23 protein-coding genes, 5 tRNA genes and 1 rRNA gene are annotated in these 25027 nt (G+C 31.9%); 13 read left to right on the top strand and 16 right to left on the bottom strand.

Features of this window, described 5'->3' with window-relative positions; all coding sequences use genetic code 11:
- Nucleotides 1-91 precede the first annotated feature (91 nt).
- Nucleotides 92-1609: ribosomal RNA gene (locus J9309_RS06105) — 16S ribosomal RNA — on the bottom strand.
- Between the two features lie 739 nt (nt 1610-2348).
- Here J9309_RS06105 and J9309_RS06100 point away from each other — a divergent pair.
- Entirely contained in the window at nt 2349-3272 is a 924-nt protein-coding gene (locus J9309_RS06100) for a glutaminase (protein WP_230477667.1), read from the top strand.
- Here the strand turns inward: J9309_RS06100 and cmk are convergent.
- Both cmk and porQ read right to left on the bottom strand, forming a co-directional pair.
- A complete protein-coding gene (gene cmk, locus J9309_RS06095) occupies nt 3262-3948 on the bottom strand; it encodes a (d)CMP kinase (RefSeq protein WP_230477666.1) in 687 nt (228 codons plus the stop codon). The genes J9309_RS06100 and cmk overlap by 11 nt on opposite strands.
- Nucleotides 3949-4001: 53 nt before the next feature.
- On the bottom strand, nt 4002-5027 hold the full coding sequence (porQ, locus tag J9309_RS06090; protein ID WP_230477665.1) for a type IX secretion system protein PorQ: 1026 nt from the start codon (nt 5025-5027) through the stop codon (nt 4002-4004).
- Between the two features lie 119 nt (nt 5028-5146).
- Here porQ and J9309_RS06085 point away from each other — a divergent pair, with 119 nt between their 5' ends.
- Nucleotides 5147-7423 carry a DUF2339 domain-containing protein gene (locus J9309_RS06085; protein WP_230477664.1) on the top strand — a complete coding sequence of 759 codons (2277 nt, stop codon included), beginning with the start codon at nt 5147-5149 and terminating at the stop codon, nt 7421-7423.
- Nucleotides 7424-7443: 20 nt separating this feature from the next.
- On the opposite strand, the gene J9309_RS06080 is transcribed toward J9309_RS06085, so the two are convergent.
- Nucleotides 7444-8748 (bottom strand): mechanosensitive ion channel family protein, encoded by a 1305-nt coding sequence (locus J9309_RS06080; RefSeq protein WP_230477663.1) that lies wholly within the window; start codon nt 8746-8748, stop codon nt 7444-7446.
- 146 nt (nt 8749-8894) lie between these two features.
- Between J9309_RS06080 and zupT the strand changes: the two genes are divergently transcribed.
- Nucleotides 8895-9695 (top strand): zinc transporter ZupT, encoded by an 801-nt coding sequence (gene zupT / locus J9309_RS06075; RefSeq protein WP_230477662.1) that lies wholly within the window; start codon nt 8895-8897, stop codon nt 9693-9695.
- 94 nt (nt 9696-9789) lie between these two features.
- Here the strand turns inward: zupT and J9309_RS06070 are convergent.
- Together J9309_RS06070 and J9309_RS06065 are read right to left on the bottom strand one after the other, a co-directional pair.
- Nucleotides 9790-9869 (bottom strand) — tRNA-Leu (locus tag J9309_RS06070).
- A 53-nt stretch (nt 9870-9922) separates the two neighbouring features.
- Complete coding sequence (locus tag J9309_RS06065; protein ID WP_230477661.1) at nt 9923-10705, bottom strand: MBL fold metallo-hydrolase; 783 nt, start codon at nt 10703-10705, stop codon at nt 9923-9925.
- A gap of 39 nt (nt 10706-10744) precedes the next feature.
- Here J9309_RS06065 and J9309_RS06060 point away from each other — a divergent pair, with 39 nt between their 5' ends.
- Together J9309_RS06060 and J9309_RS06055 are read left to right on the top strand one after the other, a co-directional pair.
- Nucleotides 10745-12187, top strand: a complete 1443-nt coding sequence (locus tag J9309_RS06060; RefSeq protein ID WP_230477660.1) for a TonB-dependent receptor — start codon at nt 10745-10747, stop codon at nt 12185-12187.
- Nucleotide 12188: 1 nt separating this feature from the next.
- Nucleotides 12189-12446 carry a hypothetical protein gene (locus J9309_RS06055; RefSeq protein WP_230477659.1) on the top strand — a complete coding sequence of 86 codons (258 nt, stop codon included), beginning with the start codon at nt 12189-12191 and terminating at the stop codon, nt 12444-12446.
- Between the two features lie 64 nt (nt 12447-12510).
- Here J9309_RS06055 and recA read toward each other — a convergent pair whose 3' ends face one another.
- Nucleotides 12511-13560 carry a recombinase RecA gene (gene recA / locus J9309_RS06050; RefSeq protein WP_230477658.1) on the bottom strand — a complete coding sequence of 350 codons (1050 nt, stop codon included), beginning with the start codon at nt 13558-13560 and terminating at the stop codon, nt 12511-12513.
- A gap of 20 nt (nt 13561-13580) precedes the next feature.
- Nucleotides 13581-14030 (bottom strand): thioredoxin-dependent thiol peroxidase, encoded by a 450-nt coding sequence (gene bcp, locus J9309_RS06045; RefSeq protein ID WP_230477657.1) that lies wholly within the window; start codon nt 14028-14030, stop codon nt 13581-13583.
- 178 nt (nt 14031-14208) lie between these two features.
- Between bcp and J9309_RS06040 the strand changes: the two genes are divergently transcribed.
- The 3 genes from J9309_RS06040 to J9309_RS06030 are packed head-to-tail and all read left to right on the top strand — an operon-like array spanning nt 14209 to nt 16431.
- A complete protein-coding gene (locus tag J9309_RS06040) occupies nt 14209-14904 on the top strand; it encodes a DUF4919 domain-containing protein (protein ID WP_230477656.1) in 696 nt (231 codons plus the stop codon).
- Between the two features lie 59 nt (nt 14905-14963).
- Nucleotides 14964-15599 carry an endonuclease III gene (nth, locus tag J9309_RS06035; RefSeq protein WP_230477848.1) on the top strand — a complete coding sequence of 212 codons (636 nt, stop codon included), beginning with the start codon at nt 14964-14966 and terminating at the stop codon, nt 15597-15599.
- Complete coding sequence (locus J9309_RS06030) at nt 15586-16431, top strand: alpha/beta hydrolase family protein (protein ID WP_230477655.1); 846 nt, start codon at nt 15586-15588, stop codon at nt 16429-16431. Before nth ends, J9309_RS06030 begins: the two co-directional genes overlap by 14 nt.
- 34 nt (nt 16432-16465) lie before the next feature.
- Here the strand turns inward: J9309_RS06030 and J9309_RS06025 are convergent, their stop codons facing one another.
- Entirely contained in the window at nt 16466-18601 is a 2136-nt protein-coding gene (locus J9309_RS06025) for a TonB-dependent receptor (RefSeq protein ID WP_230477654.1), read from the bottom strand.
- 251 nt (nt 18602-18852) lie between these two features.
- Between J9309_RS06025 and J9309_RS06020 the strand changes: the two genes are divergently transcribed.
- Nucleotides 18853-19167, top strand: coding sequence for a GNAT family N-acetyltransferase (locus J9309_RS06020; RefSeq protein ID WP_230477653.1), 315 nt, complete (start codon nt 18853-18855; stop codon nt 19165-19167).
- A 40-nt stretch (nt 19168-19207) separates the two neighbouring features.
- Here the strand turns inward: J9309_RS06020 and J9309_RS06015 are convergent, their stop codons facing one another.
- A complete protein-coding gene (locus J9309_RS06015; RefSeq protein WP_230477652.1) occupies nt 19208-20110 on the bottom strand; it encodes an endonuclease/exonuclease/phosphatase family protein in 903 nt (300 codons plus the stop codon).
- Between the two features lie 99 nt (nt 20111-20209).
- On the opposite strand from J9309_RS06015, the gene J9309_RS06010 reads away from it, so the two are divergent.
- The 3 genes from J9309_RS06010 to J9309_RS06000 are packed head-to-tail and all read left to right on the top strand — an operon-like array spanning nt 20210 to nt 22160.
- A complete protein-coding gene (locus J9309_RS06010) occupies nt 20210-21340 on the top strand; it encodes a 5-(carboxyamino)imidazole ribonucleotide synthase (RefSeq protein WP_230477651.1) in 1131 nt (376 codons plus the stop codon).
- A gap of 6 nt (nt 21341-21346) precedes the next feature.
- On the top strand, nt 21347-21850 hold the full coding sequence (purE, locus tag J9309_RS06005; protein ID WP_230477650.1) for a 5-(carboxyamino)imidazole ribonucleotide mutase: 504 nt from the start codon (nt 21347-21349) through the stop codon (nt 21848-21850).
- Nucleotides 21840-22160 carry a hypothetical protein gene (locus J9309_RS06000; protein WP_230477649.1) on the top strand — a complete coding sequence of 107 codons (321 nt, stop codon included), beginning with the start codon at nt 21840-21842 and terminating at the stop codon, nt 22158-22160. The genes purE and J9309_RS06000 overlap by 11 nt, the downstream gene beginning before the upstream one ends.
- Before the next feature lie 148 nt (nt 22161-22308).
- Here J9309_RS06000 and J9309_RS05995 read toward each other — a convergent pair.
- From J9309_RS05995 to J9309_RS05975, 5 genes are all read right to left on the bottom strand, one after another.
- Nucleotides 22309-22380: transfer RNA gene (locus J9309_RS05995), tRNA-Glu, on the bottom strand.
- 104 nt (nt 22381-22484) lie between these two features.
- Nucleotides 22485-22556, bottom strand: a tRNA-Glu gene (locus tag J9309_RS05990).
- 302 nt (nt 22557-22858) lie between these two features.
- Nucleotides 22859-22930, bottom strand: a tRNA-Glu gene (locus J9309_RS05985).
- A 13-nt stretch (nt 22931-22943) separates the two neighbouring features.
- A complete protein-coding gene (rpsT, locus tag J9309_RS05980) occupies nt 22944-23198 on the bottom strand; it encodes a 30S ribosomal protein S20 (RefSeq protein ID WP_121934037.1) in 255 nt (84 codons plus the stop codon).
- A gap of 98 nt (nt 23199-23296) precedes the next feature.
- A tRNA-Glu gene (locus J9309_RS05975) sits at nt 23297-23368 on the bottom strand.
- Nucleotides 23369-23592: 224 nt separating this feature from the next.
- Here J9309_RS05975 and J9309_RS05970 point away from each other — a divergent pair.
- Nucleotides 23593-24225 (top strand): C40 family peptidase, encoded by a 633-nt coding sequence (locus J9309_RS05970; RefSeq protein ID WP_230477648.1) that lies wholly within the window; start codon nt 23593-23595, stop codon nt 24223-24225.
- 100 nt (nt 24226-24325) lie between these two features.
- Here the strand turns inward: J9309_RS05970 and J9309_RS05965 are convergent, their stop codons facing one another.
- A complete protein-coding gene (locus J9309_RS05965; RefSeq protein WP_230477647.1) occupies nt 24326-25027 on the bottom strand; it encodes a rhomboid family intramembrane serine protease in 702 nt (233 codons plus the stop codon).

The following is a 25027-nucleotide window of genomic DNA, read 5'->3' as shown; positions in this document are numbered from 1 at the left end:
ATATATCTTTGAAATCAAATCCGACAGTAAATAAAACCGAATAAAACAGTCAATCTTCTAATTTAATAGAAGAAAATTCGTCGTTCTCTAAAAATGAGATGTTCCAGCCGCACCTTCCGGTACGGCTACCTTGTTACGACTTAGCCCTAGTTACCAGTTTTACCCTAGGCAGCTCCTGTTACGGTCACCGACTTCAGGTACCCCCAGCTTCCATGGCTTGACGGGCGGTGTGTACAAGGCCCGGGAACGTATTCACCGCATCATGGCTGATATGCGATTACTAGCGATTCCAGCTTCATAGAGTCGAGTTGCAGACTCCAATCCGAACTGAGATAAGTTTTCGAGATTCGCATCTTGTTGCCAAGTAGCTGCCCTCTGTACTTACCATTGTAGCACGTGTGTAGCCCAAGACGTAAGGGCCGTGATGACTTGACGTCGTCCCCACCTTCCTCTCAACTTGCGTTGGCAGTCTCATTAGAGTCCCCGTCTTTAAACGCTGGCAACTAATGATAGGGGTTGCGCTCGTTGCAGGACTTAACCTAACACCTCACGGCACGAGCTGACGACAGCCATGCAGCACCTTGCATTCTGTCCGAAGAAATATCTGTTTCCAAATACGTCATTATGCATTTAAGCCTTGGTAAGGTTCCTCGCGTATCATCGAATTAAACCACATGCTCCACCGCTTGTGCGGGCCCCCGTCAATTCCTTTGAGTTTCATTCTTGCGAACGTACTCCCCAGGTGGGATACTTATAACTTTCGCTTAGCCACTGAATCCGAAAATCCAACAGCAAGTATCCATCGTTTACGGCGTGGACTACCAGGGTATCTAATCCTGTTCGCTCCCCACGCTTTCGTCCATCAGCGTCAGTTGAGGCTTAGTGACCTGCCTTCGCAATTGGTGTTCTGCGTAATATCTAAGCATTTCACCGCTACACTACACATTCCAGCCACTGCAACCTCACTCAAGACCAACAGTATCAATGGCAGTTCCATCGTTAAGCGATGGGCTTTCACCACTGACTTATTGGTCCGCCTACGGACCCTTTAAACCCAATAAATCCGGATAACGCTTGCACCCTCCGTATTACCGCGGCTGCTGGCACGGAGTTAGCCGGTGCTTATTCATATGGTACCTTCAGCTACTCACACGTAAGTAGGTTTATCCCCATATAAAAGAAGTTTACAACCCATAAGGCCGTCATCCTTCACGCGGGATGGCTGGATCAGGCTTCCACCCATTGTCCAATATTCCTCACTGCTGCCTCCCGTAGGAGTCTGGTCCGTGTCTCAGTACCAGTGTGGGGGTTCACCCTCTCAGGCCCCTAAAGATCGTTGACTTGGTGAGCCGTTACCTCACCAACTATCTAATCTTACGCATGCCTATCCTACTGCGATAAATCTTTCAAGTGTCTCTGATGCCAGAATCACTGTTATAAGGTATTAATCTTCTTTTCAAAAGGCTATCCCTTTCAGTAGGGCAAGTTGCATACGCGTTACGCACCCGTGCGCCGGTCTCTCAGTAGCAAGCTACTAATACCCCTCGGCTTGCATGTGTTAAGCCTCCCGCTAGCGTTCATCCTGAGCCAGGATCAAACTCTCCATTGTAAATAAATATTGTTTGAAGCTTAACGCTTCTATGTTTTACAACTTCGAATTTCCTTTAGCTCTATTATTCAAGGATTGACCGTTAATTTATATTCGGCTTTTATTTCTTCTGTCTATATTGTAATTTCAAATGAACTTCTCGTTTCATGCAAACTTCTTTCGTTGTTTGCGGTTGCAAAGGTAAGACTTATTTTTAAACTGCAAAATAAATTTTCATTTATTTTTTCTCGTTATTAACTTCGGTCATTCACCTCGCTATTTCAATTTTCAATACTACTCGTCTTTCGTATTGAGAGTGCAAATATAGGACAAGATATTTCAGCTTTCCAAATCGTTTTGTGAATTATTTTACATAAAAGTCTTAACTGACTGAACAGAAGCTAAATATTTTTTGAAATTAATTTAGATATGTGATTTGGTGTTTCGTTTTCTGTAGAATTAGGTAGTTTTCTATATTATATATAGTATGCTTTCATTTTTGTCTTGACACAAAAACGAAACAAAATTATATAAATATTAAGTATGATGCGATTCTGAAACGAGTTCAGAATGACGAAATGGAATATATATAAAGTAACAATGGAAGTGATAGCCGGAATTGATTATTTTGTAATGGATGCTTCACTAAAAAAGCAGACATTACGAAATACTTTGATGAACGGACTCGCGAAACTGAGTTGCGAAGCAAGGAAGGTTTAAAATCATTTATTAAAATGTATTTTTGAAAAAACATTACTATATGGAAGAATCCAACTATCAAGATATAATTAAGAGTATATATAATAGAATTAAAGAAGAGGGAAATCCTGGGGAAACTGCGAAATACATATCTGAATTAGCAAAGGTTGATGGGAATAAATTTGGTGTAGGACTGAAATTGTTAAATGGGCAACAATTTGGAGAAGGTGACTATCAAGAAAAATTTTCAATCCAAAGTATTTCTAAAGTATTGATTTTAGCTTTAGCGTATAGAACACTTGGTGAAGAAATTTGGAAACGTGTAGATGTAGAACCTTCTGGAAATCCTTTTAATTCGTTATACCAATTAGAAGCGGATAAGGGAATCCCAAGAAATCCATTTATTAATGCTGGTGCATTGGTCGTTTGTGATGTTTTGATCGACTTAAGTGATAATCCTAAAAAGTATTTTTTAGATTTTTTAAAAGAAGTATCAGGAATTAAGGATATTGATTTTTCGTATGATATTGCAAAAAGCGAGTTGGAAACTGCATTTAGAAATACTGCATTAACCAATTTTATTAAAGCTTTAGGAAATATTAAAAATTCGCCTGACGAAGTTCTTGATTTGTATTGCCATATCTGTTCTATAGAAATGACATGTGAAGAAGTTTGTGAAACTTTTTCTTTTTTAGCAAATCAAGGTGCGAATTCATCTAACAATAAAGTTATTATTAGCCCAAGTCAAACAAAACGTATCAATGCAATTATGCAAACTTGTGGGTTTTATGATGAATCTGGTGAATTTACCTTTAGAGTTGGATTACCAGGTAAAAGTGGTGTTGGTGGTGGAATTGTTGCTGTTATGCCCAAACAATATGTTGTAACAGTTTGGAGTCCAAAATTAAATCCGAAAGGTAACTCTTACCGAGGAATGAAATTTTTGGAAGATTTCACAACAGCAACCGAAAACTCTATTTTTTAGAAGATATAATTTTCATTACAGCTTCTACTGTTTGCTCTAAATTAAGGTTTGAATTATCCACTTCTATTGCATCTTCTGCTTTACGAAGTGGAGAATATTCTCTTGTAGAATCGATGTGATCTCTTTCAATAACATTTTTCAGAACCTCATCAAAAGAAATGGTTTTACCCTCACGTTCAAACTCTAAAAAACGACGCTTTGCTCGAATTTCTGCAGAAGCTGTAATGAAGATTTTAATATCGGCATTTGGAAAAACTGTTGTCCCAATGTCGCGACCATCCATTACAATTCGTTTATTTTCGCCCATTTTTTGTTGTAGCGCAACGCAATAATCTCTAACTTCTGGAATAACAGCAATTGGACTAACCATTGAGGAAACTTGTAATCCTCTGATTTCATCCTCAACGTTAACTCCATTTAAATAAGTTTCGTTAAGATTATTAGCTGTATTATATCTAAAATCGATAAAAATTTCTTCTAAGCGAGGAACTAATTGTTCAACTAATACTTTATTACCTTCGATTAAATCATTTTGATAAGCAAATAATGTAACAGCTCTATACATTGCACCACTATCGATGTGTGTATATCCCAGTTGTTTTGCTATTAATTTCGACAATGAACTTTTTCCTGTCGAAGAATGACCATCAATCGCTATAATTAAATCTTGTTTCATTTAAATTATGAATAGTTGACAAAGATACATAATTGTTAATAATATAAATTTAATTAGTACCAAGGATTACTTCTCCAGTAATTTCGCCCTTGTACGATACGATCTAAATTGATTATTAAACTAAAATGATTAGCACCTCCTGAAGTATGATAATTCCCGTGACCGAATTCGAATCTAAAGGCATTCATTCGGATTCCGAATCCATAAGTTAAACCAGAAAAAGAACGAATTCCGTCTACAGCTAATTCATTACCACGTTTAAAATTATAACCTAAACGAAGATTAAAATCACGCCCTGGAAATAATTCAGCTCCGACTGCTAAATGATCAATAGCTTTACGACCTCCTGAGACTTCTTGTCCAGTTTTATTATATGTCTGCGAAATATCGAATTTTTGTAAATCGTGCAGTGTTAAACTTAATTCTAACGGAACATATTCTAACTCGTGAGCGATACCAAAATTTACTTGAAAAGGTAAATCTTCTTTCAGCCCATTATAAGTTTCGGTTTGTTTACCGATGTTTCTGAAAGCTAAACCAATTTTAACTCGATCATCAAAATTATGATACGAAACACCTAAATCAGCAGCTATGGCTGAAGATTTATACATTTCTATTGTCGAATTAATGTATTTAAGATTTGCACCAACTGTCCAATAATCTGCAATTTCGCGAGCATAACCAATTGTAATTGCTGCATCTTTTGCTGTAAAATCACCGACAACAGTACCAATTTCGTTTGTACCAACCAAGTCACCATAATCTACCATCTGACCATGTAAAGAAACATAATCAAATTCTGAAATACGATAAACTCCTGAAAAAGACGCGTTTTTGATATCTGCAATATGCGAAACATAATTCACACCAAATTGCCCATGCATTTCTTTATTCATCAAGGCTGGATTGGCCAAAGCATTGTTTGGATCGGCGTCCCAAGAAGTGACATTATAACCTCCTAAAGCTGCATGTTTTGCTGAATTGGTAAGATTTAAAAATTCGTACACGCGAGTTCCATCTTGAGCATTGGCTGCAAAAGACATTCCTAATAACAATAAAGCGTATAGTTTTTTAAACATTCAGCAAATTTATACTTTTTGTAGATATAACGTAAAGTATTTTATTTTGGTATCAATACTTCAAAAATTAGGAGATACACTTTTATTAATTACTTATATTTACTTGTAAATCATAACCAATGGAAATAATAGCCATATTGATGGTGATTATTATATTTATTTTATTAAATCAGAAAATATCAGGTTTGAGAAATGAAATAGATTATTTAAACACTAAAATCAAACACTTAAGAGATGATTTAGAAAAGATAACTTCTAATGAATCTAAACCTCGTGAAACTAAAGTTGAGCAAACAATTGATGAAAAATCTAAAATTGTAACAAATTCTGAACCCGAACTCAAACCTCAACAAATTGTATATACAAGTAAAAAAGTTGAATTAGAAACTTTTAAACCTGTTGAATCCTTTCCTGAATACGAGCCACAAGAAACTTTTATTGATAAAACTATTGAATTTTTAAAAGAAAACTTTCTAACCGTTATTGGGATTATTACTCTTGTTCTTGGTATTGGATATTTTGTAAAATATGCGATTGACCAAAATTGGATCAATGAAACTTTCCGAGTAATTATTGGAATATTTATAGGTTTAGGAATTATTGGAATTGGCCATTACTTAAGAAAAAAATACGATGTTTTTTCATCGATTTTAGTTGGTGGCGGAATCTCGGTCTTGTATTTTACCATCACAATCGCGTTTAGAGAATATGCTTTATTCGATCAAAACTTTGCTTTTATCCTTTTAGCATTCGTTACCTTACTTTCAATCATTTTATCGTTTATCTATAATCAGCAAGTATTATTTATCTTCTCTATTTTAGGCGGATTTGCTGCTCCTTTAATGATCAGCACCGGCGAAAGTAACTACGTCTTTTTATTTACCTATTTGTTAATCCTAAACCTTGGCACACTATATATACTTTGGAGAAAGCAATGGTTTTATCCAGGCGCTATATCTTTTGCATTATCCATTATCTTTTTAGGTTCTTGGGTTACTGATCCTTCAAGCAAAATCATGTTCCTTTTCCTTGGAGTATTTTTTATTCTGTTTTTGGTTTACGCAATGCTACCGGTATTTACTAAAAGAAAAATGGATGTTTCGCATCAAATATTATATGTTTCTAATGTCATTGTATTTACTGTACTTGGAATATTTACATACACGCATTATTATGCAGATTTTCAATCTATAGTTCCAGTTATTTTGATGTTTATAAACCTTGGAATTTACTTTATTTACAAGGATAAAGACAAAATTTTGGCCGATACGTCACTTGCTTTAACAATAGCATTAATAACATTATCGATCGGAATTGAATTTGAAACAAGTGTAATTACAGCTCTTTGGGCAGTATTATCTAGTATCTTATTATTTTTATGGAAACAGTCAAAAAATTCAATTTTCAAAGCGTCATTTATCGCTTTAATTCCAATCTTCTTTATTTCGTTAATTATTAACTGGCTTCGATATGTGTTGGATTTAGAAGATTATCCAATACTTTTTAATCCAGTATTTATAACAAGTGGATTTGTATTTATTTGTTCTTTAATAAATATCTATTTGATAAAAGATTTTGATGAAAATGAAAAATTCTTAAGTTTTGAAATTCATAAAGCCAAGAATTTATTCTCTATCATTTCTATCCTATTTATTTATCTAGGATTTTTGTTCGAGATTATCTACCAAACAGAAAAACATTTCACACTAAATATCATCTGTGGAATTGCTTTCTTGTATTCTATCTATTTTATTTCGATCGTTTTATTAGTAAGCAAAGCGTTTAATATTAACACCATTACGAAATATTATGTCGGAATTATCAATTTCGTGTTGATGATACTTTATCCAATTATTATTTTGATTGCAGATGAAATTATCATTCATCAAAAACCTATCAGCTATTATTTGATATACATATTATACATCATTCCGTTTATATACTTTACCATTCGATTTTTAAATAAGAATGAGTTCAAGGATTTAAAACAATCTTTATTCAGTCAATGGTTTGTGTTTGTCGCAACGGTATTCATTATTAGTTTCGAAATTTACAATGCCTATATAATTGGATTTACTGGCGTAAAAGATTTTGAAGCTTTTAATAAACATATTGACATTTATTCGATGATAATTCTACCTATTGTTTGGGCAATTTTAGGTTGCATCGTAATTTACTTTGGATTTAAGAAGAATGAAAAAAATCTACCGATTATGGGATTTGCCTTATTCGGATTAATCATCTTAAAACTTTACGCTGTTGATGTATGGCAAATGAGTAATATTTTTAGAATAATATCATTCACTATTTTAGGAATTCTAATTTTGATCACTTCCTTTATTTATCAGAAACTGAAAAAAGTTATGATTGATTTATTTGATCAAAATGAAAAATAATAAACAAAAAAAGCTGATTCTTATGAATCAGCTTTTTCAATTTTTATAGAATGAATTAACTTTCGCACATCATCAGATGCTGGTAATTCGAAAATTTCTAATTTAAAGAATGGAACTACGGCAAACAAATGATCAAAAATATCACCCATTATCCCTTCATATTCTGCCCAAACAGTCGTATTCGTAAACATAAATAATTCTATTGGCACACCATGTTCAGTCGCTTGCATTTGACGCACGATGAAATGATAATCTTTATGAATATTAGGATTTCTATAAGTATATTCTTTTATATATTCTCTGAACAAGCCAATATTCGTCATTCTACGGCCATTTACTTTCACCGTTGGATCGATTATATTTTGTTCATTAAATTTTTTAATTTCTTCTGAACGTGCTTCGATATATGGTTTTAAAATCTGAATCTTTTTTAATTCTTCAATTTCTGAATCTTCTAAGAATCGAATCGATGACATTTTAATATTAACGCTACGTTTAATACGACGACCTCCCGAATTTTGCATTCCACGATAATTTTTAAATGAATCAGAAATTAATGCGTAAGTAGGAATTGTAGTAATCGTTTTATCAAAATTTTGAACTTTAACCGTACTCAAATTAATTTGAATTACATGTCCGTCAGCACCATATTTCGTCATTTCAATCCAATCTCCAACTCGAACCATATCATTAGATGAAACCTGTATACTTGCCACAAATCCTAAAATTGAATCTTTAAAAACTAACATCAAAATAGCCGATGCCGCTCCTAATGATACTAAAAATGATTTAGGCGATTCGCCTGTAACAATAGAATATATTAAAATACCACTGATGCTATATAAAATAATACTTGCTACTTGTACATAACTATCCAAAGGTTTATCTACAAATGCGGATTTGGAGTTTAATAAATCTCTAAATGCACGTAAAATATTTCGTATTAAAATACAAATGGTAAGAATTAACGCAACATCTGTCGCTTTTAAAGCAACATCAACCCATGTAGGAAATCCAGTAAAAATTAAGGGAATTGATCCTTTTGCTATAAAGATTGGAACAACATGTGTTAAATATTGTAATACTTTATTCTTTATCAATAAATCGTCTAATTGTGATTTACTTTTATTAATAAAATCTATAACAAGTAGCAATAATACTCTTCTTAACAGAAAATCTACCACATATAAAACCACAAATAAACCAATTGATAATAAAATAAAATTTACTAAATGGGTATTATAGTCAGATAATCCTATAGCAGAAACTATTTGTAAAGACCAATTGTATAAATCGCTTTGTAAGCTTTGATCAAATATCTCCATTTTCTCTTTCTAAACGAACAAAAATAATGATATCTCTAACAATTTGACTACGTTTAATAAAACTGTATGATATTTTTAATAATTTTAATATCAAATTTATTCTAATTCATATAATTCTAATAAATTTGTTATACAAATCTAACAAAATGGATAACCCGATATACTTTGCTTTTGGACTTACTTTACTAGCTGGACTATGTACAGGCATTGGGAGCATTATATGTTTGATGTACAAGAAGTTTAATTCAAAATTTCTTGGTTTTATGTTAGGATTATCAGCAGGTGTTATGCTTTATGTATCATTTGTTGAAATTTTATCTAAAGCTAAAATCTCGTTAGTCGAAGTTTACGGAAATCAATTAGGCGCTATTTATACAGTATTAGGTTTCTTTGCAGGAATTGTGGCAATAATTTTATTAAATCTGTTAATTCCTTCCCACGAGCACAAAACTGAAATTTCTTCAGATTTAGAATCAACAGAAAAAAATCATACTCAAAAATTATATCGACTTGGAGTCTTTTCAGCCTTGGCTTTAGCTATTCATAACTTTCCGGAAGGTCTTGCAACTTTTATGAGTGCTGTAAATGATCCTTCATACGGAATTTCTATTGCTTTTGCTGTCGCTGTACATAATATACCAGAAGGAATCGCTGTTGCTGTACCAATTTACTATGCCACAAAATCTCGTAAAAAAGCATTTTGGTATTCATTTTTATCAGGATTAGCAGAACCTATTGGTGCTCTGGTTGGATATTATATGCTACGAAACTTTTTTGATGATTCAATTTTTGGAATTATTTTCGCGTCTGTGGCTGGAATTATGGTTTATATTTCATTAAATGAATTGATCCCAACTGCAAAAGAATTTGCTGGTCAAAAAACTACAATGGCTGGAATTTTAGTCGGAATGCTAATTATTGCTGTAAGTCTATTGCTATTTCTATAAATTATTCAATCCTACAAATTCTAATTTCATCTGAACTGAAATTATAGAATTAAGTAAATAAAAAAGCTCGAAACATTGTTTCGAGCTTTTTTAGTACCTGGAGCGGGAATCGAACCCGCACTCCGAAGAACACGAGTTTGAGTCGTGCGCGTCTACCAATTCCGCCATCCAGGCGTCGGAGTTATGGTGCAAATATAACGTTGGATATATTACTTTACCAAATGTTTTTATAAATTAATTTCTAAAGTATCATAAGCCAACTCCATACCCAATGGAAGTTCTTTATTTACTTCCTCATGAAATCCCATGTAATGTGAAATATGAGTGAAATATGTTTTTCTGGCCCCAATAATCTTTGCATAATTTACTGCATCAGCTAATAAAATATGTGAAAAATGCTCAACTTCTTTTCTTAAAGCGCTAATTACTAACACTTCAACGCCTTTCAATAATTTTAAAGATTCTTCAGGAATTGTTTTTACATCAGTTAAATATGCAAATTTATTATCTATGATATAACCTAAAATTGGTAAGGTTCCATGATATAAATGTATAGGCTGAATCTCAAAATCATAAATTTTAAAAGGTTCACACTTTATAGGATTTTCAATAACCGTAGGAACACCAGGATATTTTATCTCCTGAAACATATAATTAAAACGTAAATGTAATTCGTTCAATACTCGTTCTAGTCCATAAACAGGCATATCTTTCCCGGATTTGAATACCAAAGGTCGAATATCATCTAATCCTAAAACATGATCCGTATGTTCGTGAGTAAATAAAATTCCGTCTAATCTTTGTGCATTAGCTCTTAACATTTGCTGTCTAAAATCCGGTCCACAATCGATCGTTAATACCTTATCGTCCTTCTCTAATAAGATTGAAGCACGAAGCCGTTTATCCTTCGGATTATCAGATAAACACACCGGATGATCACTTCCTATAATTGGAATACCTTGTGACGTTCCAGTCCCTAAAAAATGTATTTTTAATTTTGATTTAGCCATAATTCTTTGGTAAATTTACTGCAAACAATTAACATTTTTATGGCTTTACAACAAGTTCTTACTCCAAAACAAAAGGCTTTAGATATAAATCTTAATCCCAAAATATATGGTTCGTTTGCAGAGATTGGTGCAGGACAAGAAACTGTACGTTTCTTCTATCGTGCAGGTGCTGCTTCGGGTACTGTTGCAAAGGCAATGAGCGCATACGACAAAGAAATGTCTGACTCTATATATGGTATTGAAGAGAATAAAAGATACGTTACACAAGCGCGTTTGAAAAAGATGTTAGATCATGAAATTGATTTAATGAGAGAACGCTTAACACAAGATAATTACAAAGACAAAGCGTTTTTTACTTATGCTAATACTGTAACAACTATTGATTACGCCAAAAAAAATGAAGGTCATGGATGGGTTGGAATTCGTTTTAAATTAAACGTAGAAGACGAAAAAGCTAACGAAATTATTCTTCACGTTAAATTCAAAGAAAATTCGGCTCAATTACAACAAGAAACTTTAGGTGTTTTAGGAGTTAATTTAATTTATGGTGCTTACAACTATTTTGATAATCCGCGTCGATTAATTAATTCATTATACGACACGTTGGATAAAGATCAATTGGAAATTGATATGATCAACTTCCGTGGTCCACAGTTTAAATATGTTGATAACCGTTTGATGTCTTTACAATTGGTTAAAAATGGAATGACTGATGTTGTAGTTTTTAATCCAGAAGGAAAAAACATCTTACCTGCCGATTTACTTTATAAGAAAAATATATTTGCTATTCGTGGTTCTTTCCGTCCGTTTATGAATGTAAATATGGATATGTTTAAAGGTGGTTTAGAAATTTTTAAACAAGGCGAAGGAATTACAAAAGATAATACTGAAATTTTATTCGAGATTACACTTTCTAATTTAATGGCTTCCGGAAAAGAAGGACAATTAAACGAACGTGATTTCTTGGATCGTGCTGATATTATTGGAAAATTAGGTTATAATGTTATCATTTCTAATTTTTCTGAATATTATAAATTAACTGATTACTTTACGAAATTCACTCGTAACCAAACCAAAATTGGTTTGACAATGGGTGTAAATAATCTACTTGAAATCTTCAACGAACAGTATTACGAAAATCTACCAGGTGGAATTATGGAAGCTTTCGGAAAATTATTTAAAAAAGATGTAAAAATATATTTATATCCATATTTAGATAAAGAAAAAGATCTTCTTTTAACATCTAAAAACCTGAAAGTATCAGACAACTTACACGAGCTATATAAATTCTTCCTTTATAATGGCAGAATTGAAGATATTATGAATTATAATAAAGAATATTTGAATTCTTATTCTCGCAAAATTTTAGAGAAAATTGCACAGGCTGAATCGGGTTGGGAAACTGAATGTCCTGAAGGCGTAGCTGAAATGATTAAAGAACGTGGAATGTTCGGTTATCGATTAAAATATATTTTAGAGTAATATGCTTTTGAATCAAAAAATTATAATAAAATCTTTCTTAGGACTACAAAATAGTTCTGAAGATGATTTAAATGATAATGAAAATTATTGGAGATTAATTGGAGAAACAGGAACTATCATTGAAGAATCTAACGAATATTTTACAAATCGAGTTCTTATAATGTTTGATAAAAATCTTGATGATTTAAAACTTATTAATCATAATCCAATAAAAAATACGCTTTGGATTTTAATTAAAGATTTAGAAATTATAATATAAAAAAAGCCTCTCAATATTGAGAGGCTTTTTCAGTCATTATATAAAAATTCATTCAAAAAATAAATTAATCTTCTAATAAATCAGCTGGATCATCAACCGATGGCTCACCAATAACAGGCTCACCTTTAATTAAAGCAACAATTTTAGCTTCAATTTCTTCACATAATTCAGGATTATCTTTTAATAATTCTTTTACAGCATCACGACCTTGTCCTAATTTGCTATCATTGTAAGAATACCAAGAACCTGATTTGTTCACAATTCCTTTTTCAACACCCATATCCAGAACTTCACCTACTTTAGAGATTCCTTCTCCATACATAATGTCGAATTCTGCTTGACGGAAAGGTGGTGCAACTTTGTTCTTAACAACCTTCACTTTTGAATGGTTACCAATTACTTCGTCACCATTTTTAATTTGAGTTGAACGACGGATATCGATACGAACAGAAGCATAGAATTTTAAGGCGTTACCACCTGTTGTAGTTTCTGGATTTCCGAACATTACACCAATTTTTTCACGTAATTGGTTAATGAAAATCGCCGTACATTTCGTTTTATTAATTGTTCCTGTTAATTTACGTAACGCTTGAGACATTAAACGAGCTTGTAACCCCATACGAGAATCACCCATTTCTCCTTCAATCTCTGCTTTTGGCGTTAAAGCCGCAACCGAGTCAATTACGATAATATCTATAGCACCCGAACGAATTAAGTTATCCGCAATTTCTAATGCTTGTTCCCCATTATCTGGTTGAGAAATGATTAAATTTTCTACATCAACACCTAATTTAGCAGCATAAAAACGATCAAAAGCGTGCTCTGCATCAATAAAAGCAGCAATACCACCCGCTTTTTGTGCTTCTGCAATTGCGTGTAATGTTAAAGTTGTTTTACCAGATGATTCAGGTCCATAAATTTCGATTACACGACCTCTTGGATAACCACCTACACCTAATGCTAAATCTAAACCTAAAGATCCTGAAGGAATCACTTCGATTTTATCATCAACGGCAGAATCGCCCATACGCATTACAGTTCCTTTACCGTATGCTTTGTCCATCTTATCTAAGATAAGTTGAAGCGCTTTCTTTTTATTATCTAAATCGCTCATTATATTATTTTTTTATTTTTTTATTTTTCTAAAATTTGTTTTGCGTGTTCTTTTGTTTTTACTTTTTCGATCACATCCGAAATTGTTCCGTTCTCATCAATGATAAAAGTTGTACGATGAATCCCATCATATTCCTTTCCCATAAATTTCTTCGGTCCCCAAACGCCAAAAGTTTCAATTACGTCACGATTTTCATCAGCAATTAATGGAAAAGGTAATTCGTATTTTACAGCAAATTTCTTTTGTCGCTCTACCGAATCAGCACTTACACCTACAATTTCATAACCTTGCGCTTTCAATGCATTTTCGTTATCTCTTAAATCACAAGCTTCAGCTGTACAACCTGGTGTACTTGCTTTTGGATAAAAGAAAACAACTAATTTTTTTCCAGCATAATTTTGATACGAAACTGCATTTCCATCTTGATCAATACCCTGAAAATCTGGAACTTTATCTCCTACTTTTAACATCTAATTTTGTTTATGAACTTCTCGTAAAAATAAGGATTAAATCTTAAATCTATTATTCAATAAATGATTATTCCTTATTTGTAGTACAAAGATAAATTTAATAAACGCCAAAATGTGTCGCTAATTAATTAAGGCAATTAATTTTAAATAAATAAGTTATATTTAAATAAACTCAGTTATGATTAAATACTACACTTATTTACTACTATTTTTTGGATCTTTATTATTTGGTCAGAATAATGAATTTAAAAATGTTGATTATAAACAGATTGAAAAAGAAATAAAGAACAAAAAATCTGAATATTATTTTCCGTTATTAGAAGAACGCTTTCAAAAAATGGATACAACAATGACTGTTGAACATATGTATCATTTTTATTATGGTAAATCTTTACAAGAAAATTATGATGTATTCGAAGATTTAAATCCTACAGAAGAAGTCATTGCCATTGAAAATAAAAATGATAGACCTTCTGAAGAAGAAATTAAAATCTTAAAAGATTTCTACACTGATGTGTATATGAATAAGCCTTTTGCTGATTTAAAAAGCATTGAAGTATTAGCTATTATATATTCTTTTAATGACGATGTAAATATGATTAAAACCATTTTAAATCTTTATTATAAAATGATTGCAGCAATATTTTTAACAGGCGATGGAAAAAGTATAGAAACTGCCATTGATGTAATTAGTCCTCGACATGAATACAGTATTTTAAATGTATTAAGATTAGGTTCAAATCAACAATCTCTAATCAAAGAAAAAAATCGTTCATATGATTTATTAAAAACCGTAAATGAAGAAGGAAAAGAATTCGATATATATTTTGATGTTACTCGATCATTTGAATTGTACAATAAAAAATTTAAATAAATGTAATCCTTCTCTTCGAGAGGGATTTTCTATTTTTACGAAAAGATTTTAATCTTATGATGTTAAAGAAAGAACGCATACAATACGTTATCGACGAATTGGAAAAATTATATCCTGTCCCTCCTATTCCATTAGATCATCAAGACGCTTTTACGTTATTAATTGCTGTTTTATTATCGGCCCAAACAACTGATAAAAAGGTGAATGAAGTAACGCCAGAGCTATTCGCAAAAGCTGCTAATGCAAAAGCAATGGCAAGATTAGAAGTGGACGAAATCAAATATTATATTCGACAAATTGGATTATCGAATACTAAAGCCAAAAACATCAAAAAATTAGCTGAAATTTTAGTTGAAAAATATGATGGCGAAGTTCCTGAAAGTTTTGAGGAATTAGAAGAATTACCAGGCGTTGGTCATAAAACTGCTTCGGTAGTGATGTCGCAATGGTTTGGTCATCCAGCTTTTCCCGTCGATACACATATTTTCCGATTATTACGTTTATGGAAATTAAGCAACGGAAAAACAGTAGAATTGGTTGAAAAAGATGCGAAAAAAATCTTCCCGAAAGAATTATGGAACAAATTACACATCCAAATTATCTACTACGGAAGAGAATTTTCACCAGCCAGAGCATGGAGTTTAGAGAAAGATTTTATCACACGAAATATGTTTCAGAAAAATGATTCAAAGTAAAAATAATATATACCAAGGAAGTCGTGAACGAAAATCAGTTTATGATGTTTTCTATGAAGATAATGGAATCAAAAAGCCAGTAATTATCTTTTCTCACGGTTTTAAAGGTTTTAAAGATCACGGTTGTTTTGATTTAATGGCAAAATATTGGGCCGAAAAGAACTTTGCATTTATCAAATTTAACTTTTCATACAATGGAGGAACGATTGAAGAACCTATCGATTTCCCTGATTTAAATGCGTTTGGAGAGAATAATTACACGACCGAATTAGATGATTTAGATATTATCATTTCTAAAACCATTAACGGAGAATTAATTCCTTTAGACGAAATTGATGCAGACGAAATTTATTTAATGGGTCATTCTCGCGGTGGTGGAATTACAATTATCAAAGGATTAGAAGATAATCGTGTAAAGAAATTTGTTTCGCTTGGAGCAATTTGCGATTTAAACCGTTTCAAATATCCACAACCGGCTTTGGATCATTGGAAAAACGAAGGTGTTCATTATTTTGAAAATACACGAACGAAACAAATGATGCCGTTATTCTATCAATTTTACCAAAATTATATCGACAACGAAGAGCGATTAAGCATCGAAAAAAATATTAAAAAACTGGATAAACCCTATTTATGCATTCACGGTTCTGCCGATGAAACGGTTAAAATGAATGAAGCTTTATTGATTAAAAATTGGAATGAAGATGTAGAATTATATTTGATTGAGAATGCAAATCATTCCTTTGGTTCTGCACATCCTTGGAATCAAGAAGAAATGCCTGAAGATTTCCAAGTTGCTATGGATAATGCGTTAGCTTTTTTAAGAAAATAAAAAAACGGTCTCAAAATTTGAGACCGTTAATATTTTATAATCGAATTGTGATTCCTCCTAAAAAATTGATTCCTGCTTGCGGAAAATAATATGGTCCATCATAATAATATCCGTTAGCTTCATATTCTACATCAAAAATATTATTGATTAATAATGTAAATTCTAATTTTTTAAGATTCCACCAATTCGGCGCATATCTTATCAATAAATCTGAAACAAAGTAATCTTCTAATTTCCCATCCGATGGTTCTGTATTCGATAAATATTGTTCGCCAACATATTTATTTGTCAGATTAATTAATAAATTTTTCGTTGGATAAGCCTCAAATCCAAAAGAAGAAATTACATCTGGCGATAAAGCAATAGAAGTCTTCCCATAATTAATTAATCCTCCATTTACCCAATCTTCTTCTGTAAAATTTTTATTTTTATTTTGGCTTAACGTAAGATTTCCAAAAACATTCAATTTCGTTGGAATTAATTGATATGACGCGTCAAATTCAATTCCTCTACGATAACTTTCTCCTGAATTTTCACGGATTGGAGTTCCAACATCATTCACACGACCAGTAGGAACCAATTGATTGCGATAATTCATATAATATAAATTCGCACTCATAGAAAAACGACCACTTTTTCTGTAACCTAATTCATAATCTTGCAAAAATTCAGCTTTTGGTTCATTTCCAATATTTTCATAATCTGCACGCAAAGGTTCTCTTTGTGAAATACCGTACGATGCATAAAAAATATTTTTCGGTTTTAATTTGAAATTCAAACCAGCTTTTGGATTCACGAAATTATAATTCGCTGAAAATGGTCTAAAATCATCATCTAAATTTTCGCCATTTGGTAAATATTTCGCGTCGTAATTCACGTGACGATATTGTAAATCACCAAAAAATTCGAACTTATTTAATTCGTATAACACTTTCGCATAAGCAGATAATTGCTTTTTAATTGAACGATTATTATAATATTTGAACGACGAATCTTGCCAATCATAATCTTTCATCCATATTACATGACCAAAATGATCTCCATCATATTCATTTGCAGCTAAACCAAAAAACACTTTAAAATCGTTTAACTTTTGGTTTTCAACTTCCAAATTAAAACCATAAAAATCGTTGTTTAACCATTTCTGACGCACTAAATCTGTTTTAGAAAATGGTAAATGAAAAATATTATACTTAGACAAACGATCATCTTGCTTATAATCTTCGTAAAAACCTTTTCCTTTGGTGTAGTGCATCGTCAAATTAGATTTCCAATCCTTTCCAAAATCCTGCATCCACGATAAAAAATAATGATTTTGTTGATAATCATCTACCTGATTATCATAATAGCTAACAACTTCCGACCAATCAGAATTATAAATTGCACCAGCAGAATTAAATCGTCGATTACGTTTCATCGTTTCAGCATCAATTCCGTTCCATGCTTGGTAAGTTGTTTCTTTACCATACATATTTTGGAAACGAAACTTGGTTTTTTCACTTAATTCATAATGCGCAGTAAAATCATAAGAAATTAAATCTGAAAAAGCTCTTTCAATATATCCGTCAGAATTAATTTTGGAAAATCGTCCATCAATCGACAATTTATCATTCAAAATTTTACCCGTTCCGGCCTGAATTGTATATTTCTGCGAATTAAAACTACCAAAAGATAGATTTGCTTCTGTATATGGATCTTTGGACGGATTTTGAGTTTCAATATTTACACTAGCTCCGAAAGACGCCATCCCGTTGGATGAAGTTCCTACTCCACGCTGAATCAAAATAGAACTTGCTGAAGATGCTAAATCGGGCAGATTTACCCAAAACACACCTTGAGATTCTGCATTATTTAAAGGAATTCCGTTTAGTGTTACATTAATTGAAGATTCATTTAAACCACGAACACGAATTGTTGAATATCCAATTCCTGAGCCTGTATCTGAAGACATAACAACTGATGTAGCAGAATTTAATAACGTTGGAATATCGTTTCCAAGATTTTTTTTCTGGAGAATTTTACCTGAAATTTTTTCAACCGTTATGGGTAGTTTTTCGGTGATAGAAACTTCTTGTAAAGAAATTTCATTTTGATTCGGTATCGAATCATTCGTTTGTGCATTCAAAATTGAAGCACCAAATAAAGACAATAAAATAATCGACCTTTTCATAAAATTGTATAAAATAATATGAAAGGAGCCATCTTACACTTTTAAAATTTAACGCGCGAATGTAATTTGGTGAAGACCATTTCCCTTAGCAGCATTACCCGCCCAGGTTCATTGGGTATAATCTCAGCCTTATAAAATAAAGCACCCCTTTCGATTTGAAATTCAAAGTTATAATTATTTTTTTGATTTTCGAGCTAGATTATATTTTCTATTTATTTTTTTTAATTAACTTAAAGCATAAACTAAAAGTTATGGAAATAATATACACGCAAACAGTAAATGATGGGCAATTCACAATTTATGAAGGTGATGAAATTGTAGGTTATATTAAGTACGAATGGGCTAAAAATGGGAATATTAATGCCACTGGAACTTTTATTGATGAAAAATACAGAGGTCAAGGTTTGGGAGAAAACTTGATGGAGGAATTGATTGAATTAGCTGAACAAAATGATGTACAGATTTATCCGATTTGTCCATACGTAATTCACTATTTTGAAAAACATCCTGAATTTGAGTATTTATTAGATGAAAAATATTTAGAATCTTTGAAAGATGAAGAATAAAATAAAAAATGCTTCTCGTAAAACGAGAAGCGTTTTTTATTTAAATTTTTAATTCAGCTACAATCGGAAAGTGATCTGACTGAATATCTTTTCCTCTATAAAAATTAGTAACTTTTATATTCTTTGAAACCCAACACTGGTCGATATTTGTACGAAGAATCGGAATAAATGCGTTCCAAGAATTTTGTAATCCAAAACCAGTACGCGCATCTTTTAATTTGTCTGATTGTAATAATTTAAAATTTGGCGAATACACTGTGGAATTAAAATCTCCAATAAAAACGATATTCTCATTAGTCATTGCATCAATTTCCTTTTTCATCAATTTATATTGTTTGTTTCTTCGCTCAAATCTCGCTTGATTTGGCAATGGCGGAACCGGATGCGTCATCAAAATAGATACAGGTTTTCCATCAACTTTTAATTCGCCTAACAAAGAAGGATGCATTTCATCGATATAATTTTTTGTAATTACTGTATCAAATGGAATCTTTGAATAAACAGCGATTCCGAAATTATTACTTCTTGGTTCTTCTTTATAATAAGGATACTCTTTTCGGATAAACTCTACATGTTTTTGCCAAGAAGGTGTCAATTCTTGTAGCACAATTACATCAGCAGTTTCATCTTTCAAATAGTTTTGTAAATGCTGAAATTCTTCATTCTGAGAAAATATATTGATAGAAATAATCTTAAAATTCTCCTTCTCACCCTTTGCATTTTCACCCAAATAGAAATAACTCATTTCGTTATAAACAACATAAGGAATTATAAAAATTGGCAATAAGTACAATAATGATTTATTTTTTTGCTTCCTGATTAAAAAATTATAAAAAATTAAAACAAAAAATGCTATGATTAATGCGTAGTTTGAATAATGCACCAACATATCAAATACAAAATATTGATAAAAACTTTTGCTTGTTAAGTAAATTCCTATCATAAAAAGGAATATATATTTGGTACACTTTGTTAACATCTCGTCAATATATTTTTTTCTGAGTGTAAAAGTAAAGATTATAATATTCATTAACTTCGCGATATGATAAAAATCGGAATTTTAGGAGGAGGTCAATTAGGATACATGTTTTTGCAAAATGCACTACAATATCCATGTGAAATAAGCATCTTGGATCCAGCTGTTGATGCGCCATGTGCACCACATGCACATCATTTTGTACAAGGAGATTTTAAAGATTACGATACAGTTGTGAAATTCGGAAAGAATCTGGACGCCATCGGAATCGAAATTGAACACGTAAATGTTGAAGCTTTACGTTATTTAAAATCCATCGGTAAAAAAGTAGTTCCAGATCCAGAAGCGTTAGCAATTATCCAAGATAAAGGCGTTCAAAAAGCTTTTTATACCCAAAATAACATCCCGACAGCTCCATATTTCGAATTAGATAATTGGGAAGATTTTAAATCTAAATCTGATGTAAATTATCCTATTTTTCAGAAATCGAAAAAAGATGGTTACGATGGTAAAGGTGTTCAGTTTATAAAATCTGAAGCTGATTTTAATAAATTGTTACAATCTCCATCAATTTTTGAAACGCCAGCCGATCTTGATCGTGAAATTGCTGTCGTTACAGTTGCCGACCATTTAGGAAATATCGTTACATATCCAACAGTTGAATTCGTTATTAATGAGGAATACAATTTGTTGGATTATTTATTAATACCAAGTTCATTATCAAAAGATGTTACAGATCGTGCCGAAGAAATTGCTCGCGACGTTGTAAAAGCACTAAATTCTCCGGGAGTTTTTGCTGTAGAAATGTTCTTGAACAAAGATCAATCAATTTGGGTGAATGAAACAGCCTCTCGTGTTCATAACTCTGGTCATTCAACAATTGAAGGAGCGTATTCTTCACAATTCGACCAAATGTTACGTACCTTGATGGAATTACCTTTAGGTTCAACAAAATTATTTACAACATCTGCTATGGTTAATTTAATCGGAGCAGAAGGTGAAACTGGACCAGCGGAAATTGAGAATGTAGATACGCTATTGCAAATTCCAGGAACATTTTTACATTGGTATGCTAAAGCCATTACAAAACCTGGTCGTAAGATGGGACATGTTACATTGGTAAATGATGATATCGAACAATTAAAACAAAACATAAAACAAGTCAACGAAACGATTCGTGTCGTTGCCAAAAAGTAAACAACTATGGTAGGAATTATAATGGGAAGTGATAGCGATTTGCCTATCATGAAGCAAGCTGCTGATGTATTAACTGAATTAAACATTCCTTTCGAATTAACAATCGTTTCTGCTCATCGTACGCCTGAACGTATGTTTGATTATGCCAAAACTGCTCACGAACGTGGAATCAACGTTATAATAGCTGGTGCTGGTGGTGCTGCACATTTACCAGGAATGGTTGCATCGATTACACCTTTACCTATAATTGGTGTACCAATTAAATCATCTAATTCTATTGATGGTTGGGATTCTATTTTATCAATTTTACAGATGCCAAACGGAATTCCAGTTGCAACAGTGGCTGTAAATGCTGCAAAGAATGCTGGAATCTTAGCTGCACGTATTTTAGGATCTACAAATCATGAAATTCAGCAACGTATGATTCAATATCAACAAGATTTACAAAAAGCAGTTGAAGCAAAGATTGAAATAGTAAAACAAGAATATCCAAACGGATTTGATCAATAATAATTCTATTTATAGGAAAACTGGAGGTGGATTTATTGGATCATTAAGATTTACCTATCCTTTAATTGAACTTATAGTTGAAGAAAATTTAATTCGTCTAAAACCTATTATAGGAAATAGTTGGAAATTTTCTCCTGAAGATGTTGTTTCTATTGAACCTTATAGTGATTTATGGTATAAAGGTATACAGATAAAGCACATCAAAAAAAGAAATCCAGACCTTATTGTTTTTCGTACGACTAGCATAAAAGAAGTCATTGAAGAAATTGAAAAAATTGGATTTATACCAAAAGCAAAGCCACTCGATTGAGTGGCTTTATTTATTTCTTAAAATGTAAATAGCTAAAACAAAAAAAGCGTTTGAAAATTACTCTTCAAACGCTTCAATTAAGATAACTCTTAATAAACTAAACTATTTCAAAATAAAAAAAGCATCCATTACTGAATGCTTATTTTTGTAGTCCCTAGGGGAATCGAACCCCTCTTTCTAGAATGAAAATCTAGTGTCCTAACCGATAGACGAAGGGACCGCCTTACTGTTATTTTTTATTGCAGTGCAAAGATAAACATCTTTTTTAATTATGCAAAAAAAAATAAATATTTTTTAAATATTTTTAGTCGCTTATAAAATTTGTAGTCCCTAGGGGAATCGAACCCCTCTTTCTAGAATGAAAATCTAGTGTCCTAACCGATAGACGAAGGGACCATTTTCAAATTTTTATAATTTATGACTTTAAATATTATTAAAGAACGTCTTTTTATTAGATTTAATAGTATTCTTCGTGGGATTTAGAGAAAAGTCGATGTATAATTCTAATAATATGAACCAAGTGAATTATACAGCGACATTTTCATTTCCCGATTAAACATCAACAAAGTGTTTAACCTTTACAAACAAAACACAAAAAACAATTTCCTTTACACAGTATTTAAACTGGTTGTTGTAATCAACAACTATGAACAAGGAAAAAAAAGATTGCATATTTCAGCAATCTATCTATTAATTTGTAGTCCCTAGGGGAATCGAACCCCTCTTTCTAGAATGAAAATCTAGTGTCCTAACCGATAGACGAAGGGACCACTTGTATGATTATTAAGCTAATCCCGCGATGTGTTTAGCTAACTTAGATTTTAAGTTTGAAGCTTTATTCTTGTGAATAATGTTTCTTTTAGCTAATTTATCAATCATTGAAGATACTTTAGGGAAAACTGTTTCCGCTTCATTTTTATCTTCAGTTCCTCTTAAAGCTTTAATAGCTGTACGAGCTGATTTGTGGTAATATTTATTACGATCGCGTCTAACCGCTGATTGTCTAATTCTTTTTAATGCTGACTTATGATTTGCCATAACCTTTAATCTCTTTCTATTTTAGTTCGGCAAAGATAAAAACAAATATTTTATCTAGCCAAAATAATTTTAGTTAATATTTCAAAAAATATCTTGAGTAGCCCATAGGAGAATCGAACTCCTGCTTCCAGAATGAAAATCTGATGTCCTAACCACTAGACGAATGGGCCATTCCGGTGCATTTGATGTTGTTATCAAAAGCGAGTGCAAATTTAGACGTTATTTTTTAAATTCCAAATTATTTTAAGATTTTTTTGAGTTAATTTTAGTGTTAAAATTTGTTAAAGAAGTTAATATAATCCCAAAAGAGCTCATTTATATTAAATTTTAATATTTAATCTAATATATTTGAGCTACTTGAATAAAAGATATAACGAAAAATAAAAATATTATCATGAAAACATCGCTATTAGGTATGGCTACAATAATTTGTACGATGTTCATAACTTCATGTTCTTCTTTAACCTCGGTTTCTGAAGTTAAAGAGTACTCTTCTAGAAGTTTTGTTCCACAAACAAGACTAATGGAAACTCAAACTAAATTAATCAACAAACGTGCCAACTTAGAAGTTGAGCCTGTTAATACGAAAGAAGAAAATTCTTCTATGATTGTGTTAAACAGCGTTTTAGATGAAACAAACAATTTATTCACTGAATTCTTATTAAAAGAAGCTGAAACTTATATTGGAACTCCTTACCGATACGGAGGCACAACAAGAAATGGAATTGATTGTTCTGCTTTTGTGAGAAGTGTTTTTGAAACTTTCAATATGAATTTGCCTCGTGTTTCTGCTGATCAGGCTAAAGAAGGTCAAAGAATTTCTACTGACGAAGCAAGAGAAGGAGATTTAGTTTTCTTCGCCACGAGAGGTGGAGGTCGAGTTTCGCATGTTGGAATTGTTCACGGAAGAAATGAAAACGGAGTTTTAACGTTTATTCATTCATCAACTTCTCAAGGAGTAATTATCACTCCATTAAACGATAGTTACTGGGGAAAAAGATTTTTATACGCAAAAAGAGTATTATAATATAATAAGAAAAGGGCTTTATTTTTAAAGCCCTTTTTTATTTCTTCTTATTAAGAAACAAAAAGCCCGAAGATATCATCGGGCTTTTTGTTTTATTTGATTATTTATTCTTTATCATCAAGTAACCTAATGCTCCAAGAGGAATAATCATTCCTATTATATAAAGTAAATTATACTGTAATAATTCTGGGAAATAAATAATTGTTGCGACAAGACCTACTATTGCACCACCTAAATGGGCTGAATGACCAATGTTACCTACATTATTCTTCATTCCGTAAACTGAATATCCTAAATATAGGATTCCAAAAATCCAAGCAGGAATAGGAATTGCAAAGAAAATTCTTAATTCTAATTCAGGAAAAGCTGCGATCGCTGCAAATAAAATTCCTGAAACACCTCCAGATGCACCAACTGCCGAATAAAATGATTCCTTCTTATGCATAAATAATGAAAGTACATTTCCTCCAATAACAGAAGTAAGATATACTAACAAGAACATTCCATACCCAAGATTCATGTTAATCATAGAAGTATCGCCATAGAACATCGCTTTTGGACTTGCATAAAATTGTATGATAAAATCTGCAAAGAAGTACAATGTTAACATATTGAACAGCAAATGCATCATATCAACATGCAAGAATCCTGAACTTAAAATTCTGTAATGTTCTTTACGATTTAAAATTGGACCAACTTGAAATTTATACTTATCAAAAAAAGCTAAATCGTTGAATCCTTTCCAGCTAATAAGAACATTAAGTCCTATTAAAACTAGAACAATGAATGAAATTCCTCCCAT

This window comes from Faecalibacter bovis (assembly GCF_017948305.1).
In the GTDB taxonomy this organism is placed as follows: domain Bacteria; phylum Bacteroidota; class Bacteroidia; order Flavobacteriales; family Weeksellaceae; genus Empedobacter; species Empedobacter bovis.
The sequence above is the reverse complement of the archived record's forward strand: the minus strand, read 5'-3'. Positions and strand labels throughout refer to the sequence as shown.

Excerpts from the sequence above, each read along its gene's own strand:
- J9309_RS06100 (WP_230477667.1), top strand. The coding sequence starts at position 2,349 with ATGGAAGAATCCAACTATCAAGATATAATTAAGAGTATATATAATAGA.
- cmk (WP_230477666.1), bottom strand. The coding sequence starts at position 3,948 with ATGAAACAAGATTTAATTATAGCGATTGATGGTCATTCTTCGACAGGA.
- porQ (WP_230477665.1), bottom strand. The coding sequence starts at position 5,027 with ATGTTTAAAAAACTATACGCTTTATTGTTATTAGGAATGTCTTTTGCA.
- J9309_RS06085 (WP_230477664.1), top strand. The coding sequence starts at position 5,147 with ATGGAAATAATAGCCATATTGATGGTGATTATTATATTTATTTTATTA.
- J9309_RS06080 (WP_230477663.1), bottom strand. The coding sequence starts at position 8,748 with ATGGAGATATTTGATCAAAGCTTACAAAGCGATTTATACAATTGGTCT.
- zupT (WP_230477662.1), top strand. The coding sequence starts at position 8,895 with ATGGATAACCCGATATACTTTGCTTTTGGACTTACTTTACTAGCTGGA.
- J9309_RS06065 (WP_230477661.1), bottom strand. The coding sequence starts at position 10,705 with ATGGCTAAATCAAAATTAAAAATACATTTTTTAGGGACTGGAACGTCA.
- J9309_RS06060 (WP_230477660.1), top strand. The coding sequence starts at position 10,745 with ATGGCTTTACAACAAGTTCTTACTCCAAAACAAAAGGCTTTAGATATA.
- J9309_RS06055 (WP_230477659.1), top strand. The coding sequence starts at position 12,189 with ATGCTTTTGAATCAAAAAATTATAATAAAATCTTTCTTAGGACTACAA.
- recA (WP_230477658.1), bottom strand. The coding sequence starts at position 13,560 with ATGAGCGATTTAGATAATAAAAAGAAAGCGCTTCAACTTATCTTAGAT.
- bcp (WP_230477657.1), bottom strand. The coding sequence starts at position 14,030 with ATGTTAAAAGTAGGAGATAAAGTTCCAGATTTTCAGGGTATTGATCAA.
- J9309_RS06040 (WP_230477656.1), top strand. The coding sequence starts at position 14,209 with ATGATTAAATACTACACTTATTTACTACTATTTTTTGGATCTTTATTA.
- nth (WP_230477848.1), top strand. The coding sequence starts at position 14,964 with ATGTTAAAGAAAGAACGCATACAATACGTTATCGACGAATTGGAAAAA.
- J9309_RS06030 (WP_230477655.1), top strand. The coding sequence starts at position 15,586 with ATGATTCAAAGTAAAAATAATATATACCAAGGAAGTCGTGAACGAAAA.
- J9309_RS06025 (WP_230477654.1), bottom strand. The coding sequence starts at position 18,601 with ATGAAAAGGTCGATTATTTTATTGTCTTTATTTGGTGCTTCAATTTTG.
- J9309_RS06020 (WP_230477653.1), top strand. The coding sequence starts at position 18,853 with ATGGAAATAATATACACGCAAACAGTAAATGATGGGCAATTCACAATT.
- J9309_RS06015 (WP_230477652.1), bottom strand. The coding sequence starts at position 20,110 with ATGATAGGAATTTACTTAACAAGCAAAAGTTTTTATCAATATTTTGTA.
- J9309_RS06010 (WP_230477651.1), top strand. The coding sequence starts at position 20,210 with ATGATAAAAATCGGAATTTTAGGAGGAGGTCAATTAGGATACATGTTT.
- purE (WP_230477650.1), top strand. The coding sequence starts at position 21,347 with ATGGTAGGAATTATAATGGGAAGTGATAGCGATTTGCCTATCATGAAG.
- rpsT (WP_121934037.1), bottom strand. The coding sequence starts at position 23,198 with ATGGCAAATCATAAGTCAGCATTAAAAAGAATTAGACAATCAGCGGTT.
- J9309_RS05970 (WP_230477648.1), top strand. The coding sequence starts at position 23,593 with ATGAAAACATCGCTATTAGGTATGGCTACAATAATTTGTACGATGTTC.
- J9309_RS05965 (WP_230477647.1), bottom strand. The coding sequence starts at position 25,027 with ATGGGAGGAATTTCATTCATTGTTCTAGTTTTAATAGGACTTAATGTT.